The sequence below is a fragment of the Nostoc sp. CHAB 5836 genome, from assembly GCF_020829445.1.
Lineage (GTDB): Bacteria > Cyanobacteriota > Cyanobacteriia > Cyanobacteriales > Nostocaceae > Nostoc.
Window position 1 is genome coordinate 39,750 of sequence record NZ_JAIVFV010000006.1, and the last position, 17,934, is coordinate 57,683.

Sequence of the window (17,934 nt, forward strand, 5' to 3'; positions counted from 1 at the left end):
AGGAGTTGGGAGTTGGGAGTTAGAATTCTTCCCCCTCATCTCCCTCATCTCCCTCATCTCCCTCATCCCCCTCATCCCCCTCATCTCCCTCATCCCCCTCATCCCCCTCATCTCCCTCATCCCCCTGTTATTACCGAGGTTCGTTCTTCAATCACACGGTCAATTAAACCGTATTCTTTTGCTTCCTCAGCAGACATGAAAAAGTCACGATCCATGTCTTTTTCAATCTTTTCTATGGTCTGACCCGTTTTATCGGCATAAATACCATTGAGCTGGTGACGAATCCGCAGAATCTCTCTAGCTTCAATTTCGATATCGGTTGCTTGTCCACGGGTGCCACCTGAAGGCTGGTGAATCATAATCCGCGAATGAGGCAATGCTAGTCGTTTGCCTTTGGTGCCAGCCGCTAGCAGGAAAGATCCCATTGAAGCAGCTAATCCCACGCAAATAGTCACTACATCTGATTTGATATGTTGCATGGTGTCAAAAATAGCCATGCCAGATGTAACCATCCCACCGGGGGAATTGATGTATAAATAAATATCTTTACCTGGATCATCTGAGTCCAGATAAAGCATTACAGCAATAATTTGATTGGCAATTTCATCATCAATGTCTCGCCCTAAGAAAATAATCCGTTCCCGGTAAAGGCGATCGTAGATGCTAATCCAATCTGTATATTGTCCACCGGGCATCCGGTAGGGAACTTTAGGAACGCCTATAGGCATAACTTACTCCGTTTTTAATTAGTCATTAGTCATTGGTCATTGGTCATTAGTCATTGGTCATTAGTCATTGGTCATTAGTCATTGGTCATTAGTCATTGGTCATTAAGAGCTAATTTGTAAACTCAAGTAAAGTACTTGTCTAGTAAGGGTTTCAGTAATTTAAGTCAATAACGCACTTATTCGCTGAAACTCCGACCTAGTAAAGAGTTGAGTACTCTTAATATTTTCTTTACGAATCAGCTCTAATAATTTTTGATTATTAACAATTGGACTTTGGACAAAGGACAAATGACAAATTAAAGAACACTGGCAGGAAGTGGGGGATTTGCAAGTTCTTCTTTCTCAAAAACTCGGTCAATCAACCCGTATTCCTTCGCTTCGTAGGGTGTCAGATATAACAGCCGATCCATGTCTTTAGTAATTTTTTCTGGAGGCTGTCCAGTGGTGCGATGTAAGATATCAACTAACGCCCCTTTATTTACCAAAACTTCCCTGGCGCGAATTTGAATATCCGTTGCTTGACCTTGGGCGTAGCTTTTGGGCTGATGTAGGATAATCGAGGAGTGAGGCAAACTAGCGCGGCAACCTCTTGTACCAGCACTGAGTAGCATTGCTGCCATACCCATCGCGGAACCGACGCAGATGGTGTGGATAGGAGGTTTGATATATTTCATGGTGTCATAAATGGCGAAGGCTTCGGTTTCAAAGCCAATGGGTTCGCCACTGTAACCGGAAGTGCCGGTGGAGTTGATATAGATTTTAATCGGTTTTTCGGGGTCGTCGGATTGCAAAAACAGCAATTCGGCCACGATTAATTCCGTGACAGCAGGTACCAGTGGCATCCCAATATAGACAATTCGCTCCTTCAATAAGAGGGAAGGTAAATCTGGCGGTGGTGTCCGGTAAAAGTTATCGCCGTAATATGGGGCTTGAACAGCCTTAATTGGGGAAATGTCCATAGCAACTGATCGCCTGAAACTATGCCGTTAACTGTAATACATCCTAGCGCGATGCCAGCCTGACTCAAGGTGTGGATTTCTCCCTAATGGTGAAGGTGGCTTCGCATCTACCAATGGGTGGCTTCTAAGATATTCTGATTATATTAGTGTATTTGTGTTGGATAGGTTTTCCGTAGAACGAAAGTGGTGCTTTGAAGTTATTTATTAATATGTAATCCTGAATAAGGACTTTGATTTATGAAGGTTAGCTTGCAGCCTGCCTTGAATGATGGTAATTTGGACGCCAATCAACTGAATAGTCAACGTCAGTTGGGAATTTCGATTTCAGCGATGCCTTCGGCGGGCTTCGCCAACGCCGAAACTCAAGACCGCGATGTGCCCCTGAATTTATGTTTAATTCTCGATCACAGTGGTTCCATGAATGGGCGATCGCTAGAAACGGTGAAAAAAGCAGCGAATAGTCTGGTAGATAGACTCAATCCTGGCGATCGCCTCAGTGTTGTAGTTTTCGATCACCGTGCCAAAGTATTAGTACCCAGTCAAGGTGTTGAAAATCCAGAGAAAATCAAACAGCAAATTAATCGCCTAGCCGCCGATGGGGGAACTTCAATTGATGAAGGACTACGCTTGGGGATTGAAGAGTTGGCGAAGGGAAAAAAAGATACTGTTTCCCAAGCCTTTTTGCTAACCGACGGAGAAAATGAACACGGTGATAACAATCGCTGTTTGAAATTCGCCCAACTGGCTGCTAGCTATAATTTGACTTTGAACACTTTGGGATTTGGTGACAATTGGAACCAAGATGTTTTAGAAAAAATTGCTGATGCTGGCTTAGGTACTTTATCTTATATTCAAAAACCCGAACAGGCAGTGGAAGAGTTTAATCGCCTGTTCAGCCGTATTCAAACTGTGGGATTGACTAATGCTTATCTGTTATTCTCCCTCATGCCCAATGTCAGGCTAGCAGAACTTAAACCCGTTGCCCAAGTTTCCCCAGATACAATTGAGTTACCACTACAACAAGAAGCTGATGGACGTTTCGCTGTGCGGTTGGGAGATTTAATGAAAGATGCACAACGGATAATCTTAGCTAATATTTATTTGGGACAATTGCCAACTGGTGAACAAGCGATCGCTCATGTGCAAGTCCGCTACGATGATCCAGCCGCCAATAAAGTAGGTTTAATTACACCAAATATCCCAGTTTATGCTCATGTAGTCAAAAATTACCAAGCAGACCCAAATCCTCAGGTGCAACAATCTATTTTAGCATTAGCGAAGTATCGCCAAACCCAGCTAGCCGAAACGAAATTGCAACAGGGCGATCGCTCTGGTGCGGCGACAATGTTACAAACGGCTGCGAAAACTGCGCTGCAAATGGGAGATACTGGGGCAGCAACGGTGTTGCAAACTTCTGCCACCCAGCTACAATCTGGTGGAGATTTATCCGAAAGCGATCGCAAGAAAACCAGAATTGTCTCCAAAACAGTTTTGCAAGATACCCCTTTGCAATGAAAGTTAAATTGCTATCGGCGTTAAATGACAATAATGTTGATGTGGCTAAAACTTGTAGCCAACGTCAATTGGCAATTACAATTTCGGCGATTGCTGGTGAGTTTGACCAAAATCTACCCCTTAACCTCTGCTTGATTTTGGATAGAAGTGGTTCCATGCATGGACAACCGATTAAAACGGTGATTCAGGCAGTGGAAGGATTAATAGACAGGTTGAAAGTAGGCGATCGTATCTCAGTTGTGGCTTTTTCCGGTACTGCGTCAGTCATTATCCCTAACCAAGGGATTGAAGACCCCGAAAGCATCAAATCTCAAATAAAAACCAAACTGACTGCTAGCGGCGGCACTGCCATCGCTGAGGGTTTGGAACTGGGAATTACAGAACTAATGAAGGGTACAAGAGGCGCTGTTTCCCAGGCGTTTCTGCTGACGGATGGGCATGGTGAAAGCGGTTTGCGGATTTGGAAATGGGATATTGGGCGAGATGACAACAAGCGCTGTCTTAAACTGGCGCAAAAGGCTGCCAAGCTGAACTTAACTATTAATACTTTCGGATTTGGCAATAGCTGGAATCAGGATTTGCTAGAAAAAATTGCCGATGTCGGTGGTGGAACTTTAGCACATATTGAACATCCTGAACAAGCTGTAGATCAATTTAGCCGACTGTTTGGAAGGATTCAGTCTATTGGGCTAACTAATGCCTACTTGCTGTTATCTCTAATGCCCAATGTCCGATTAGCAGAATTGAAACCCGTTGCCCAAGTTGCCCCGGACACAATCGAGTTACCAGTGGAACCCGAAGCTGATGGTAGCTTTGCTATCCGTTTGGGAGATTTGATGCAGGATATAGAACGGGTAATTTTGGCGAACATTTATCTGGGAGAATTGCCAGAAGGTAAACAAGCGATCGCTCATTTGCAAATCCGTTATGATGACCCGTTGGTTAACCAAGAAGGCTTACTTTCGCCCGTCGTGCCAGTGTATGCAGATGTAGTGCGGGCGTATCAACCGACTTCTAATCCCCAGGTACAACAATCTATTCTAGCATTAGCGAAGTATCGGCAAACCCAGTTAGCTGAGGCGAAATTGCAACAAGGCGATCGCGCTGGTGCAGCCACGATGTTGCAAACAGCTGCTAAAACCGCTTTACAAATCGGGGATAAAGGGGCGGCCACAGTGTTGCAAACTTCCGCCACTCGCTTGCAAGCTGGAGAAGAACTTTCGGAAGCTGACTTGAAAAAAACTAGAATTGTATCAAAGACTGTTTTGCAGGAATAGTAAAAATTCAATTGTGCTGATTAACGGTATTAGAAAACTTTAAACAAAATCTATTCAGATATAGCCAATAAATGGCTATAATCTCTACTGAGAGCAGTAAGAAGCTACCTCAGACTGATTAAGAAGACCTTAATCAATAAAAAAAGTAATCCCGTCAAGGGATAGGGGATGTCTGGTAGTACATCCAAGGCCACTAATCCCAATATCCAAGGATGTCCATCCTGAATTTGGGGTAGCTTAAACCTAAATTTCAAACGTCTGACTATATTTGACTATGAGATTTGGAACTATTAATCCTTAGAATGTAAATGATAGAGTGTACTAAGTAAATAGACCCTAATGATCTGGAGAGCCACTTGGGTTGCTCTCCTTTTTTGTTTTTATCTTTCGTCATAAGAAAGGTAAAAAGAATTATGTTAATCGCCAACTGGTGCATTATTATTACCATGAGCAAATAAACTGGCAATAAGAGGGAGTGGGGAGACATAATTCTAGTTCCCCGAATCTCATGTTTGGGATTCGGGGTTAGGGGATGAGGCCTATCAAGGGAATGGCACATTTGGTATGCTCCCATGACTAATAACTCCTAAGTCGTAACTCAAAACTCAGCACTTTTGTAAAGCACAAATTGATCTATCCAACCTGATAGTTGTAAGGAAGAATAATGGCAGATTGGCAAGAAATAACAGGTGGTATCACAGCACCAAGGGGGTATCAGGCGGCGGGAATTACCGCAGGGTTGAAACCTTCGGGGTTGCCAGATTTAGCTTTGATATTCTCAGAGGTGGAAGCGATCGCAGCTGGTGTATTCACCACTAGCCAAGTTAAAGCTGCCTGCGTAGAATATTGTCGCCAACGCTTGCAAGCTAAACCTAGCGTTCGTGCCATCCTTTGCAACGCTGGACAAGCAAACGCCGCTACAGGAACTCAAGGCTACCTTGATACCCTAGAATCTGCTCTAGCAGTAGGTCAAGCACTAAACATCCCATCTGAATCTGTATTATTGGCTTCCACTGGTGTAATTGGTCAAAGAATTAAGATGGATGCTTTGCGAAGTGGGATTCCCAAGGTAGTAGCAGCACTATCAGAAACAGGCTCAGATGCCGCCGCCGGAGCGATTATCACTACAGACTTGGTAACAAAATCCATTGCCCTAGAGACAACTATAAGCGACCGCCCGGTACGAATTGGCGGCATTGCCAAAGGTTCCGGTATGATTCACCCCAACATGGCAACTATGCTGGCATTTGTGACTTGTGATGCTGTGGTTTCGCCTCACCTTTGGCAGCAGATGTTAGCAAGGGCAGCTGATAGAAGCTTTAATTCCATTACTGTAGATGGTGACACCAGCACCAACGACAGCTTAATTGCCTTGGCAAACGGTCAATCTCGCACCCCCGCAATTACAGAATGGGGCGCAGAAGCAGAGAAATTAGAGGCGATGTTAACAGCAGTTTGCCAGCATTTAGCCAAAGCGATCGCTCGTGATGGTGAAGGCGCAACCTGTCTCATTGAAGTGGAAGTAACAGGGGCCCATGATGAACTCTCAGCCCGACAAATAGCTAAAACCATCGCTGGTTCATCCTTAGTTAAATCTGCAATCTTTGGACGCGATCCAAATTGGGGACGCATCGCCGCCGCCGCCGGACGTGCAGGTGTGCCCTTTGAGCAAGAAAACCTGCAAATTAAGCTAGGGGATTTTTTAATGTTAGAAAATGGGCAACCTCTAGAATTTGACCGTGCAGCAGCAAGTGCTTATTTGAAAAAAGCAGTTGTTGATTCTTCTTTACCCAAAGACTTCATTGCCACCAATAATAGTAATGATTTATCCTTTGACAGAAGCACTATCAAGGCTCAACGACTAGATAATCCAGTGATCATTGCAGTCAGCGTTGGCAATGGTTATGGCTCAGGTAAAGCTTGGGGTTGCGATTTAAGCTACGACTATGTGAGAATTAATGCCGAATATACTACGTAACATCTAAGTAGCTCGGCGCAATTAAAGTTAACTGGCTAAGGCTGTCATTTGTCATTTGTCATTTGTCATTTGTCATTTGTCATTTGTAAGGGTTTTAAGCTTATTTACGTTTCGTCACATACTTGAGTTTTTTCGCACCAACGTACTTAATTTGAGGTTGATACAAATATGTTGGTAGGGGCGCATAGCTACCTGTTGTGTTGTTTCAGGCTTTTCTTAATTATCGTGCCATCGACAAGTGTTATTTGACCTCTCCCCCAACCCCTCTCCGACACGGAGAGGGGAGCAAAAGCTGAATTTTTCGTTGCTCCTCCCTTTCCGTTTCCCAGAGGCAGGCTGGGAGGGAGAGGTTCGTCGAACTCACGTTAATTACGTGCGATCGCAAATAAACCATGCTGTGCCCTTACGAAAGATGTGGTTTTTAACCCAATACAGTTCAGTTAAGGCTAAAACTCTTTGTCAAAGTCAATTTTGTTAACGAACCGCAAAGGCCCCATTCGCGCAGCGTCTCGTAAGAGTTGGACGCAAAGGAAGAGAAGAGAGAAGGAAGAAATGCTTAACCCAAGTGTATTGGGCTATCAAGATTTTTGCACATTTGAGATGCTCTGTTACGAAGAACTTGCTTACCCATCAATTTCAACTTGGGAGATGTACAGCAGATTGACACTCCCCTGCCTAAAGGCGAGGGGATTCTTAAGACCTCACGGCCAAAATATCCTGTTTACACAGGTTCCCAGGCTCACCACGTTTGCACTCGTCGTGCGTAGTGATATCTCCTCAAGGTTTTTCGGGCGTAGACTTTCCCCCAGCCCGGGGGTAGGTTTTTAAATCTTGTACTGATTGAATTATTCTAACATGGCTGAGTCCTAAAGGACTCAATTAGCCTTCTCCCAAAGGGAGACGCAAGCGCGAACATCACGCAGCCTAAAGTACGGAATACGCAACTAGGTTGCTGTTCCTCAAGGGTTTTCGGCATATTTTCTATAAGCCGAAATAGCAAATAGTAAAAAAAATAATAGTCTCCATAGATAAAAATTTATACATCGAGACTATTCATATCCTTCAGGAAAATAGATAAGTTTTTCCTTATATATCCAATTTAATATTTTTAATATTTATTTAATAAATCCAGGTTCCGAGTGAACAAATTAGGCTTCAAAGGCTGTAAACTGATTTCAACAAGGTGAATGAGATCTCTGCATCACACTAGAAAGCAGAGCCAATAAGTTAGCCTTTTGTATAGGTAGCCATATCATTTATGATACGGCCGCGTTGGGGATGCCAAATCTAGCTTGATTAATCATTAATAGCGCAATCAACATAACGTTTTTTGCCCGAATTTTCATAGCTATAAAAATAAAAGTTGCGTTTTCAGGAGATATTATGACAGAATTTTTTCATCAAATTTCCCGTCGCAAATTCATCCTCACAGCCGGAGCATCTGCTGGTACTGTATTCCTCAAAGGCTGTTTCGGCAATCCCCCTGAAAATCTGACTGGCGGAAGCACTCCAGCACAACCAGCAGCTCAACCGATTGCTAATATTAGTCCTGAACAAGCACCAGAAACTACTACAGTCCAACTGGGATATATCCCCATTGTAGAAGCGGCTCCTTTAATTATTGCGAAAGAAAAAGGTTTTTTTGCCAAGTATGGTATGACCGAGGTTAACCTTTCTAAGCAAGCCTCTTGGGGTTCAGCACGAGACAACGTAGAAATTGGTTCGGCGGGTGGTGGTATAGATGGCGGTCAATGGCAGATGCCAATGCCACATTTAATTACAGAAGGTTTAATTACCAAGGGGAATCAAAAAATTCCCATGTATGTCTTGTGTCAATTGGTTACACATGGAAATGGAATTGCGATCGCAAACAAGCACCTTGGCAAAGGTATTGGTTTAAAACTCGATGGCGCCAAGTCTTTATTTAAGGAACTAAAATCCTCCACACCCTTCACTGCTGCATTTACATTTCCCCACGTTAACCAGGATTTGTGGATTCGTTATTGGTTAGCTGCTAGTGGTATAGATCCGGATGCAGATGTCAAGCTAGCAACAGTTCCTGCGGCTCAAACTGTTGCCAACATGAAAACGGGAACGATGGATGCTTTTAGTACTGGCGACCCGTGGCCTTATCGCATCGTCAAGGATAAAATTGGCTTTATGGCAACATTAACCGCAGAAATTTGGAAGAATCATCCTGAAGAATACTTTGCGATGAAAGCCGATTGGGTTGACAAAAATCCCAAGGCCACAAAAGCGCTACTCAAAGGCATTATGGAGGCACAGCAGTGGTTAGATAACTTTGATAACCGCGAAGAAGCAGCGAAAATACTGGCTGTACGAAATTATTTCAATCTATCTTCACCTGAGATCCTTTTAAATCCATATCAAGGCAAGTATGACATGGGTGATGGTCGCCAAATTGATGATAAATCAATGGCAGCTTATTACTGGAAAGATGAAAAAGGCAGTGTTTCTTATCCCTATAAGACTCATGATTTGTGGTTCATCACTGAAAATGTTCGTTGGGGATTTTTACCAAAAGATTACCTAGCCAATAATGCTGCCAAGGCTAAGGAACTTATTGATAAAGTGAACCGCGAAGATATTTGGAAAGAAGCAGCTAAAGAATTGGGAATTGCTGCTGCTGACATCCCCACAAATACATCCCGTGGTGTAGAAGAGTTTTTTGACGGCATCAAATTTGACCCCGAAAAGCCAGAAGAATATTTGAAGAGTCTCAACATCAAGAAGGTCAGTATTTAGTCATTGGTCATTAGTCATTGGTCATTGGTCATTGGTCATTAGTCATTAGTATTTACAAAGGACAAAGGACAAAGGACAAAGGACAAATAAAAAAATTTGAGGAGAACACAGCATCATGACAGTCGCCCAAAAACGCCCTACAAGCCCTGGATTGAGTAATAGTTTTATATCTGGTCTGCAAAAGCAATTTCCTGACCTGATACCGCCAGCGATCGCTATTCTGATATTTCTAGTTGTGTGGCAATTATTTGCCTTTACTCCTGGCGCGACACTACCGGGGCCCATACAGGTTGTGCAAGATACTTGGATCTTGATTTTGTATCCTTTTTATGACAAAGGCGGCACTGATAAAGGACTTTTTTGGCAGATTTTAGCCAGTTTGCAACGGGTTGGAATCAGTTATAGCCTAGCAGCAATTGTTGGTATTGCTTTGGGCATTTTGATTGGGGTTAATCAAACAATGTCCAAGGCATTAGATCCCATTTTCCAACTACTGCGGACAGTACCGCCATTGGCTTGGGTGCCAATTTCCTTAGCAGCACTGCGACAAAACGAACCAGCAGCCCTATTCGTGATTTTTATCACCGCAATTTGGCCGATCTTAATTAACACTGCTGTGGGTGTAACTCAAATTCCCCAAGATTACAACAACGTCGCCAAAGTTCTGCAACTCAGCCGCAAAGAGTATTTCTTTAATATTCTCATACCTGCCGCCTTACCCTACATTTTTACTGGCTTGAGAATTGCCATTGGTTTGGCTTGGTTGGCAATTATCGCAGCAGAAATCGTCATGTCTGGTATTGTCGGCATTGGCTTTTTCATCTGGAACGCCTATCAAAATAACAGCGTGAGTGAAGTGATTTTGGCTCTAATTTATATCGGCGTTGTCGGTCTTGTGCTAGATAAAATCATGGTTTGGCTTCAAAACAAGATTTTACCAGCAGAACAGAAGTAGGGATGGAAAATTCCTAACCCCAATCCCTAATCCCCTCCAGGGGGCCCACCTTCCCCACTCCCCACTCTAATCCCCACTCCCTATGTCTATATTTGTTGCTGTCGATCAAATTGATAAAGTTTTTGAGTTAACCGGTGGTGGTCAATATATCGCCCTGAAAGGAATTGACCTGCAAATTAAAAAAGGAGAATTCGTTTCTCTGGTTGGTCACTCCGGTTGCGGAAAATCCACGCTATTAAACATGATTGCCGGTTTGGATTTGCCTAGTGAAGGTGTTGTCACCCTAGAAGGACAAAGAATTATCAAACCGGGGCCAGACCGGATGGTGGTATTTCAAAATTATTCCCTATTACCTTGGCGGACGGTACGAGAAAATATCGCCCTGGCGGTGGACTCGGTAATGAAAGGTCTACCCGATCCAGAACGCAAGGCAATTATCAATAAACATATTGATATGGTGGGTTTGCGTCCCCATGCTGATAAACAACCAGGAATGTTATCAGGTGGACAAAAACAGCGAGTTGCGATCGCCCGCGCCTTAGCAATTCGTCCCAAATTACTCTTGCTAGATGAACCCTTTGGTGCATTGGACGCACTTACACGGGGCAATTTGCAAGAACAGCTGATGCAAATCTGCGAAGAAAATGAAGTTACCGCGGTGATGGTAACACATGATATCGATGAAGCGGTGCTGTTATCTGACAGAATTGTGATGCTGACCAACGGCCCCGAATCTAAAATTGGGGACATTTTAGAAGTCGATATTCCCAGACCCCGCAAGCGGATGGAAGTAGTAAAACATCCTAGCTACTACAGCTTGCGCAGTGAGATGATTTACTTCCTCAATCAGCAAAAACGGGTCAAAAAAATTCGGGCGCGAAAAACTGCCGACATTGCCCGTCATGGATTGGAAAAAGTTAACGTAGAAATTGGCTTTTTACCTCTGACAGCTTGCGCCCCCTTAGCAGTTGCGAAAGAAAAAGGCTTCTTTGTCAAGCATGGTTTAGATGAAGTTAACCTCGTGCGGGAAAGTAGCTGGCGGGGTATAGAAGATGGCATGAGTGGTGGTTATTTGGATGCGGCTCAAATGCCTTCAGGGATGCCGATGTGGCTAACTTTGGGAGGACACAATAACCAACCTCTGCCCGTTGTCAGTGCCCTCACCATGACTCGCAACGGTAACGCCATCACCTTGGCAAAACGCTTTTACGACCAAGGCGTACACACTTTATCAGACTTCAAAAGATACCTGCTTCGCACCCGCGAACAACGGCATACAATGGGGGTAGTCCATGCTGCATCTATGCACAACTTGCTGCTGCGTTACTGGTTAGCAGCTGGTGGAATTGACCCCGATAGCGATGTGGATATAAAGACCATTCCCCCAGCGCAGATGGTAGCTGACCTAAAAACCGGAAGCATTGATGGTTACTGCGTCGGCGAACCTTGGAACTACCGCGCTGCTGTGGAAAATATCGGCTTTACCATCGCTACCGACTTAGAAGTTTGGTTCGGACACCCCGGTAAAGTTCTTGGTGTGCGGGAAGATTGGGCAGAAAATTATCCAAATACGCATATCGCCTTAACCAAAGCTTTGCTAGAAGCTTGCCAGTATTGTGCAAATCCCGAAAATGCCCAAGAAATTCGCCGAATTTTAGCAGGGCGAGAGTATGTCAGCACTGATTTAGAATACATTCAACTCGAAGATCCAGATAGTCTTACCTGTGATTTAAACCATCCGTTGCGAGACTATGCCCATCACCAGTTTTATTCTGAATCTGCCATTAACCGCCCCAGTCGCACCGAACAAATTTGGATTATGAGTCAATTGGCGCGTTGGGGTGATACTCCCTTTCCTAGAAATTGGGTAGAAGTTGTGGAACGGGTGTGTCGAGTGCGTGTTTTCAGCACCGCCGCACGGGAATTAGGTTTGGATATTAGCTATATTCGCCAACCCATCAAACTGTTCGATGGTACTCCCTTTAACGCCGATGATCCGATCGCCTATCTCAACACTTTAGATATTAAACGTGATTTTTCAATCGCCGAAGTTGTTCTTGATGCACCAAGAAGAAAACTCGCGTCATGAAAGGGAACTCTTAGGAAACTAAGCCACCCACTAACTCCATTAACCACCCTCTGAACTCCATTCATGATCTGATTTTTCACGCCATGTGGAAAAACCAACAAAAGACCTAACCCCCTACCCCCTTCCCTTGTAGGGAAGGGGGAAAATTCAAAGCCTCTCCCCTTCTAAGGGAGAGGAATGGAAGTGAGGTCAGAATATTCAGTTGCACATCGCCTACATTAAGCTTTTTAATCGCCAAATCGCTATGCAAAACCGCAACTTGACAGCTACAACCACACTAGGAAAACCATTAGACAGTACAACCAGCAGCCGTAGACCTTTCCTAGAAATTAAAGACGTTACCAAAGTTTATCCGACAAAGAAAGGCCCCTTCACCGTACTCGACGGCGTTAACCTCAACGTCGAACAGGGCGAGTTTCTTTGTGTCATCGGTCACTCTGGCTGTGGCAAATCGACACTACTAAATATGGTATCTGGTTTTAACTTTCCTACCTCTGGTCAAGTCTTGCTGGAAGGAGAACCCATTATCAAGCCAGGCCCAGACAGAATGGTTGTCTTCCAAAACTATGCCTTGCTACCTTGGCGGACTGCTTTTGAAAACATTTACTTAGCTGTTAACGCCGTTTATCCCAACAAACCACAAGCCGAAAAAAGAGCGATCGTGCGCGATCATTTGGCAATGGTGGGACTGGGTGATGCAATGGAAAAGAAACCAATGCAAATGTCCGGTGGGATGAGACAACGGGTTTCCATCGCCCGTGCTTTGGCGATTCGTCCGAAAGTCTTAATTTTAGATGAACCTTTTGGGGCGCTGGATGCCATCACCAAAGAAGAATTACAGGAAGAATTGCTCAAAATTTGGGGCGATAACCGTTGTACAGTATTGATGATTACTCACGACATCGATGAGGCACTATTTTTAGCAGACAAATTGGTAATGATGACCAATGGCCCCCATGCGAAAATTGGCGAAGTCCTGGAAATTCCTTTTTCTCGTCCGCGCGATCGCAGCCGGATCATGGAAGATCCGCAATACTACCAACTGCGTAACTATGCCCTAGACTTCCTCTTTAACCGCTTTGCCCATGATGATGTAGGTTAAGCTAATCTCCTTAATTTTTGCAGAATAGTTTTTGTTCCTCCCGCCACCATCTGGTATGGTAGCGGGAGAAATGCGTTGAGCTTCTAGCTAATGTTCTTGACATAGGCGATCGCACCCCATACTTTAGGCATTTAGAAAGTAAACCAAAAGGAAGCTCAAACTAACTGCGTCCACAAGTTATAAAGTATGTGTAGAGAAAACAGCGAGTATGTTGAGAAAAAAATCTGTATGACTAGCTACTCAGAAACCCTAACTAGTAACGAATCCATTGATGAGTTAATCGCCGAGACAACAAGCATTAATCATTTGGAGGTAATTGAAAATGTCATCGACTCTTTGGAACAAGATAATAGTGCGATGGTTAGCCACACTCCAGAAAGTGGTTATCTCTGGAAATTTAAGTATGGAAGTGTGGAAGTATTTGTCCAACTCAACGGGACAACCGATGAAGATACTATAACGGTTTGGTCTACAGTGCTAAATTTACCTGCCAAAAATGAACCTAAATTGATGCGGTATCTTTTGGAGTTAAACTGCTCTAGTACTTTTGAAGCGCGTTTTGGTATTATCGAAAACCAAGTGGTTGTAATATCGACACGCACCTTAGCGGAGTTATCTCCTGGCGAAGTGTCTCGGCTAATTACCATTGTGGCAACGATCGCTGATAATAACGATGAAGCTTTACAGACTGAATTTGGTGTGAGTTAAGGAATTTTCGATTTTGGATTTTAGATTGGGCTATTGCTGCATCGGATGCGTAATAATCAGGTTTGGCGACTAATTCCTTTGCTAGAGGCGGCTGGTAATGTGCAGATGGCCATTGACCGATGGTTGCTAGAACAGCACTATTGGGGAAAGCATCCGCCAACCTTACGCTTTTATACCTGGTCGCCACCGGCCATTTCTCTCGGCTATCATCAACGCCAATACCCTGAATATTGGCAAGATTTGACTTGGAAAGGCCAAAAACTAGATTTGGTGCAGCGTCCTACTGGGGGACGGGCGGTGCTACACCAAGGTGATTTAACTTACGCTGTAGTCACATCTGGACTGACGGGTAGTCGCCTCCAGGTATATGAAAAAATTTGTGAGTTTTTGATTCAAGGGTGGCGATCGCTTGGCATAGAATTACATTATGGTACGGCTGGGCGAGGTTACATCCACAACCCTAACTGTTTTGGCACAGCAACTAGTGCAGATTTAGTTTTACCAGATGGTGGCAAACTCATTGGTAGCGCTCAATTGCGACGTGGTGGGGTAATTCTGCAACATGGTTCCATCCGTTTGCAACCTGATGCTGAACTGTTTACTCAAGTATTTGGTGCAGAATCTTTTACCAACGTAAAACTGCATCCAACTTTGACTGTGGAAAAGATTATTGCAGCTTTAGTTGCCGCAGCTAGTAATTGTTTTGATATGCAGATAGAGGTGAAACCCCTGTCGCAATGTGAGTGGGAAGCAGTCCGCAACCCAAAGCCTATAGTTTAGCTAAACCAAAAATTCATTTCGCCCCACACGCCCTGACAATTCAGGTCATCTGGAAAACCTCACTTCTCTTTCTTCTCTTTCTTTGCGTCCTTGGCGTCCTTGGCGGTTCGTTAAAAAAATTGACTTTGGCAAAGAGTTTTAGCCTTAACTGAACTGTATTGGGTTAGGGGGTTAGGTTTTTGGTGGACTTTTCCACATAACCGTGCCCCTACCCCGTAGTCTATTTACCTGAAAATAGCTGTAAATCCCCGTTCGGCTGACGCTCACGAAACGCCTAAATTTATTTATGGAGATTCCTCCTAGCTTCTACGTCCTTAAACAACAATAGGGTTCAGTTAGCGTCAAAAACCTTGTATTGCGTAGGTTGGGGAGCCACTGCGTTGGGCGGGTTCCCCGACTTGAAGCACGTGGCGTTTGAGGAACGAAACCCAATCGAAGAGCGGGGTTTGTTGGGTTTCACGACCTTCAACCCAAGCGTATTGCCTTAAACAATTCGAGTTACTTGCTGATTCACGCGGGGACGACCAAAGCGTTCCCAAGCACTTCCTCCTCGTAGAAACAACTCTAAAAAGCGCAATGGTTCTCCGGAATCGCCTCTTGACCAACCGGAACTACCAGGAGCAAAAGCTAAAGTTCCTTCAGACACCTTGAAACTGCCATCAGAATACACTGCATCACTGACCACATCTCCAATTCGGATCACGATCTTGGTTTGAGGCTTCAAGTTCAGCGTATGCGCCCCAATAGTTGTTTTGATGTTGCCGTAGCCATCAACCCAGGCAATTTGATCTGGTGGAACATCTGGGATTTGCTCACTCTGAAGACTATCTCCCAGAAGGCTAAAATCTTCACTCATAATGGCAGATGCAGCCGGAGGAAAGACATCCCGTGAGCGAAACTGCGAACCACCACGAGAAACGTTGACCACTCGCAACTCCTTTGTATAATCTTTGATAAAGGAGAGTGTGTAGCCCGCATTTACACCCACTACTTTTACACCATTGGATAAAAGGGCATAAGTTAGTCCTTCACCTTCATTATCTCGACGGGCTTCAGGATCATCTTTACGAGGGGCGCAATTGTGATAAATTAGGCGATCGCTAGGGCCTGGGTTGAGTCCTAGTTGGGCAATCCAGAATCCCGTTGCCAAGGTACTAAATGCTGGAACCGAAAGCAAATGAATTTGGGCATGGGGAAAAGTCATCAGCAGACGTTGTGTGACTTCAGTAAATGCCGGATCTCCTGTACCGTAGTCTGCAATGACGCAGATAAACATTCTGCTGCTCCTTCTGATGGATAGTAATTTGCAATCAATGGTTAGGCAATGGGTGGTGTTAAAACGCCCCAGTCAACCTGCCTCATCAGCAGTTTAGGTGTGATCTCAACTATATGCAAGATTTCTATATAACATTAAGTGCAATTTTCTCGTAAAAAGATGCTGGAACCATACAACTTACAGCGTTTTTTCGGTAAGTAAGGGCACAACAATGTTGTGCCCTTACAATAAATTTTGCATAATTTTGATCCAATAGCGGTGATATGTGGTAGTAAATTAGGCATCTCTCCTTGCACAAAAACTTTTTGGTTTATTGAACAATGGAAACATTAGAAAATTATCAGTTAATTTTGAAAATGGGTAAAACTACGACAGAAAAAGCTTTAGAGTTGTTTGACGCTCTTGAACCCGTAAACTTAGACTTTATTTTTGGTTGTTGGCAAGGATCTGGACTACATACAGATCATCCAATGGATGGTTTATTAGAAATTTCTAATTGGTATGGGAAAAAATTTATAGATTCTGAAAATGTCCAGCCGTTGTTATTTTTAGATAGTCAGGGGAAAATTTTTCAGGTTGCGCCTAATCCCACTTTAATGAACTGGGTTTTGAAATTACCGATCCCCAAAAATAATTCTCTGAAACCGTTAGTGGTGTCTATTAATTCTTTACTTAAAACAGAGAAAAGTCAAGCCAGGCTGCGAATGATGGAGTATAGAGGAAAAGTGACTGCTACAATGATTTATGATTATTTGCCGATCAATGATTCTTTTAGAAAAGTAGATGAAAATACTGTGCTAGGAATTATGGATTATAAAAACCTACCTCAACCTTTCTTTTTTATTCTCAAGCGATGCTTTTAGCTTTTAGAGCCTATTAGCCTTACTAATATGCCGCTCAATTGGTCACTTATTTATGAAATGCTGTACTTAGTTGTGGGTATAGAGGCGTACTAATATAAAAAAATACTAGTACGAACATCAAGTGCCGCGAGATACAAAGCGCAAATCAAGTACGTTGGTGCGAAAAAACTAAAGTATGTTACGAAACGGAAATAAGCTTAAAACCCTTACTAATGACAAATACCTCGGCTTCGCTCAGTACAAGTGACGAATGACAAATGACAGCCTTAGCCAGTTAATTTTAATTGCGCCTACTTACTTAGTGCCATTGCCAACTAAACCTTTGCTTCCAAAGATTTGAGTAACTCGGTATTCACACCCGACTCACGAGTCAGGGCAATTTTGCCAGTACGGGCAATTTCTCTCAAACCAAATTTTTGCAACACCTGGACGATCGCTACCATTTTACCTGGATCTCCCACAACTTCTAAGGTGAGGAAATCTTCCGCCACGTCCACGACTCGCGCCCGGAAAATCTGAGACAGTTCGATCACTTCTGAGCGATTGCTGCTACTAGCATTCACCTTCAAAAGCATCAATTCCCGCTCGACGCAAGGAGTTTCGGTAATGTCCTGTACTTTCAGGACATTGACTAACTTGTATAATTGCTTGGTGAGTTGCTCGATGACGCGATCGTCACCAGGTATAACCATTGTAATTCGGGAGACTCCTCCTTGTTCAGCAGGGCCAACAGCAAGGCTTTCAATATTAAAGCCGCGACGGGCAAATAAACCAGAAATGCGGGAAAGAACACCCGCCTCATCTTCTACGAGAACTGAAAGGGTATGTTTCATCTTCGCCAACAGAGGCTAGAGCAGGAATTGAGTAACGCAGACACTACCTAACGGCTACGCCAGACGTACTACCGCACTAAAAAAGTCAGTGCGGCCTTCTATTTT

General features: G+C 43.9%; 14 protein-coding genes. 10 read left to right on the top strand and 4 right to left on the bottom strand.

What is annotated here, in order from left to right; translation table 11 throughout:
• Positions 1–116: 116 nt before the first annotated feature.
• Positions 117–728, bottom strand: coding sequence for an ATP-dependent Clp protease proteolytic subunit (locus LC605_RS02370; RefSeq protein ID WP_229545974.1), 612 nt, complete (start codon positions 726–728; stop codon positions 117–119).
• Between the two features lie 296 nt (positions 729–1,024).
• Positions 1,025–1,687, bottom strand: a complete 663-nt coding sequence (locus LC605_RS02375) for an ATP-dependent Clp protease proteolytic subunit (RefSeq protein WP_229545975.1) — start codon at positions 1,685–1,687, stop codon at positions 1,025–1,027.
• A 237-nt stretch (positions 1,688–1,924) separates the two neighbouring features.
• On the opposite strand from LC605_RS02375, the gene LC605_RS02380 reads away from it, so the two are divergent.
• From LC605_RS02380 to LC605_RS02420, 9 genes are all read left to right on the top strand, one after another.
• Positions 1,925–3,202, top strand: coding sequence for a VWA domain-containing protein (locus tag LC605_RS02380; protein WP_229545976.1), 1,278 nt, complete (start codon positions 1,925–1,927; stop codon positions 3,200–3,202).
• Complete coding sequence (locus tag LC605_RS02385; protein WP_229545977.1) at positions 3,199–4,479, top strand: VWA domain-containing protein; 1,281 nt, start codon at positions 3,199–3,201, stop codon at positions 4,477–4,479. Before LC605_RS02380 ends, LC605_RS02385 begins: the two co-directional genes overlap by 4 nt.
• 664 nt (positions 4,480–5,143) lie before the next feature.
• Entirely contained in the window at positions 5,144–6,457 is a 1,314-nt protein-coding gene (gene argJ / locus LC605_RS02390; RefSeq protein WP_229545978.1) for a bifunctional ornithine acetyltransferase/N-acetylglutamate synthase, read from the top strand.
• Between the two features lie 1,383 nt (positions 6,458–7,840).
• Positions 7,841–9,223, top strand: a complete 1,383-nt coding sequence (locus LC605_RS02395) for a CmpA/NrtA family ABC transporter substrate-binding protein (RefSeq protein WP_229545979.1) — start codon at positions 7,841–7,843, stop codon at positions 9,221–9,223.
• Positions 9,224–9,338: 115 nt separating this feature from the next.
• Positions 9,339–10,178, top strand: coding sequence for a nitrate ABC transporter permease (ntrB, locus tag LC605_RS02400; RefSeq protein ID WP_229545980.1), 840 nt, complete (start codon positions 9,339–9,341; stop codon positions 10,176–10,178).
• Between the two features lie 82 nt (positions 10,179–10,260).
• A complete protein-coding gene (locus LC605_RS02405; RefSeq protein ID WP_229545981.1) occupies positions 10,261–12,267 on the top strand; it encodes a nitrate ABC transporter ATP-binding protein in 2,007 nt (668 codons plus the stop codon).
• A 244-nt stretch (positions 12,268–12,511) separates the two neighbouring features.
• The gene (locus LC605_RS02410; protein ID WP_229546012.1) at positions 12,512–13,369 is read left to right on the top strand and encodes a nitrate ABC transporter ATP-binding protein; all 858 of its coding nucleotides are present in this window, start codon (positions 12,512–12,514) and stop codon (positions 13,367–13,369) included.
• A 228-nt stretch (positions 13,370–13,597) separates the two neighbouring features.
• Positions 13,598–14,077: a YbjN domain-containing protein gene (locus LC605_RS02415; protein ID WP_229545982.1), complete on the top strand. Its 480-nt coding sequence runs from the start codon at positions 13,598–13,600 to the stop codon at positions 14,075–14,077.
• Between the two features lie 45 nt (positions 14,078–14,122).
• The gene (locus LC605_RS02420) at positions 14,123–14,857 is read left to right on the top strand and encodes a biotin/lipoate A/B protein ligase family protein (protein ID WP_229545983.1); all 735 of its coding nucleotides are present in this window, start codon (positions 14,123–14,125) and stop codon (positions 14,855–14,857) included.
• Positions 14,858–15,341: 484 nt separating this feature from the next.
• Here the strand turns inward: LC605_RS02420 and LC605_RS02425 are convergent, their stop codons facing one another.
• Complete coding sequence (locus LC605_RS02425; protein WP_229545984.1) at positions 15,342–16,133, bottom strand: S-adenosyl-l-methionine hydroxide adenosyltransferase family protein; 792 nt, start codon at positions 16,131–16,133, stop codon at positions 15,342–15,344.
• 320 nt (positions 16,134–16,453) lie between these two features.
• Between LC605_RS02425 and LC605_RS02430 the strand changes: the two genes are divergently transcribed.
• Positions 16,454–16,996: a DUF4334 domain-containing protein gene (locus LC605_RS02430; protein WP_229545985.1), complete on the top strand. Its 543-nt coding sequence runs from the start codon at positions 16,454–16,456 to the stop codon at positions 16,994–16,996.
• Between the two features lie 314 nt (positions 16,997–17,310).
• Here the strand turns inward: LC605_RS02430 and ilvN are convergent, their stop codons facing one another.
• A complete protein-coding gene (gene ilvN, locus LC605_RS02435) occupies positions 17,311–17,829 on the bottom strand; it encodes an acetolactate synthase small subunit (RefSeq protein ID WP_229545986.1) in 519 nt (172 codons plus the stop codon).
• Between the last annotated feature and the right edge of the window lie 105 nt (positions 17,830–17,934).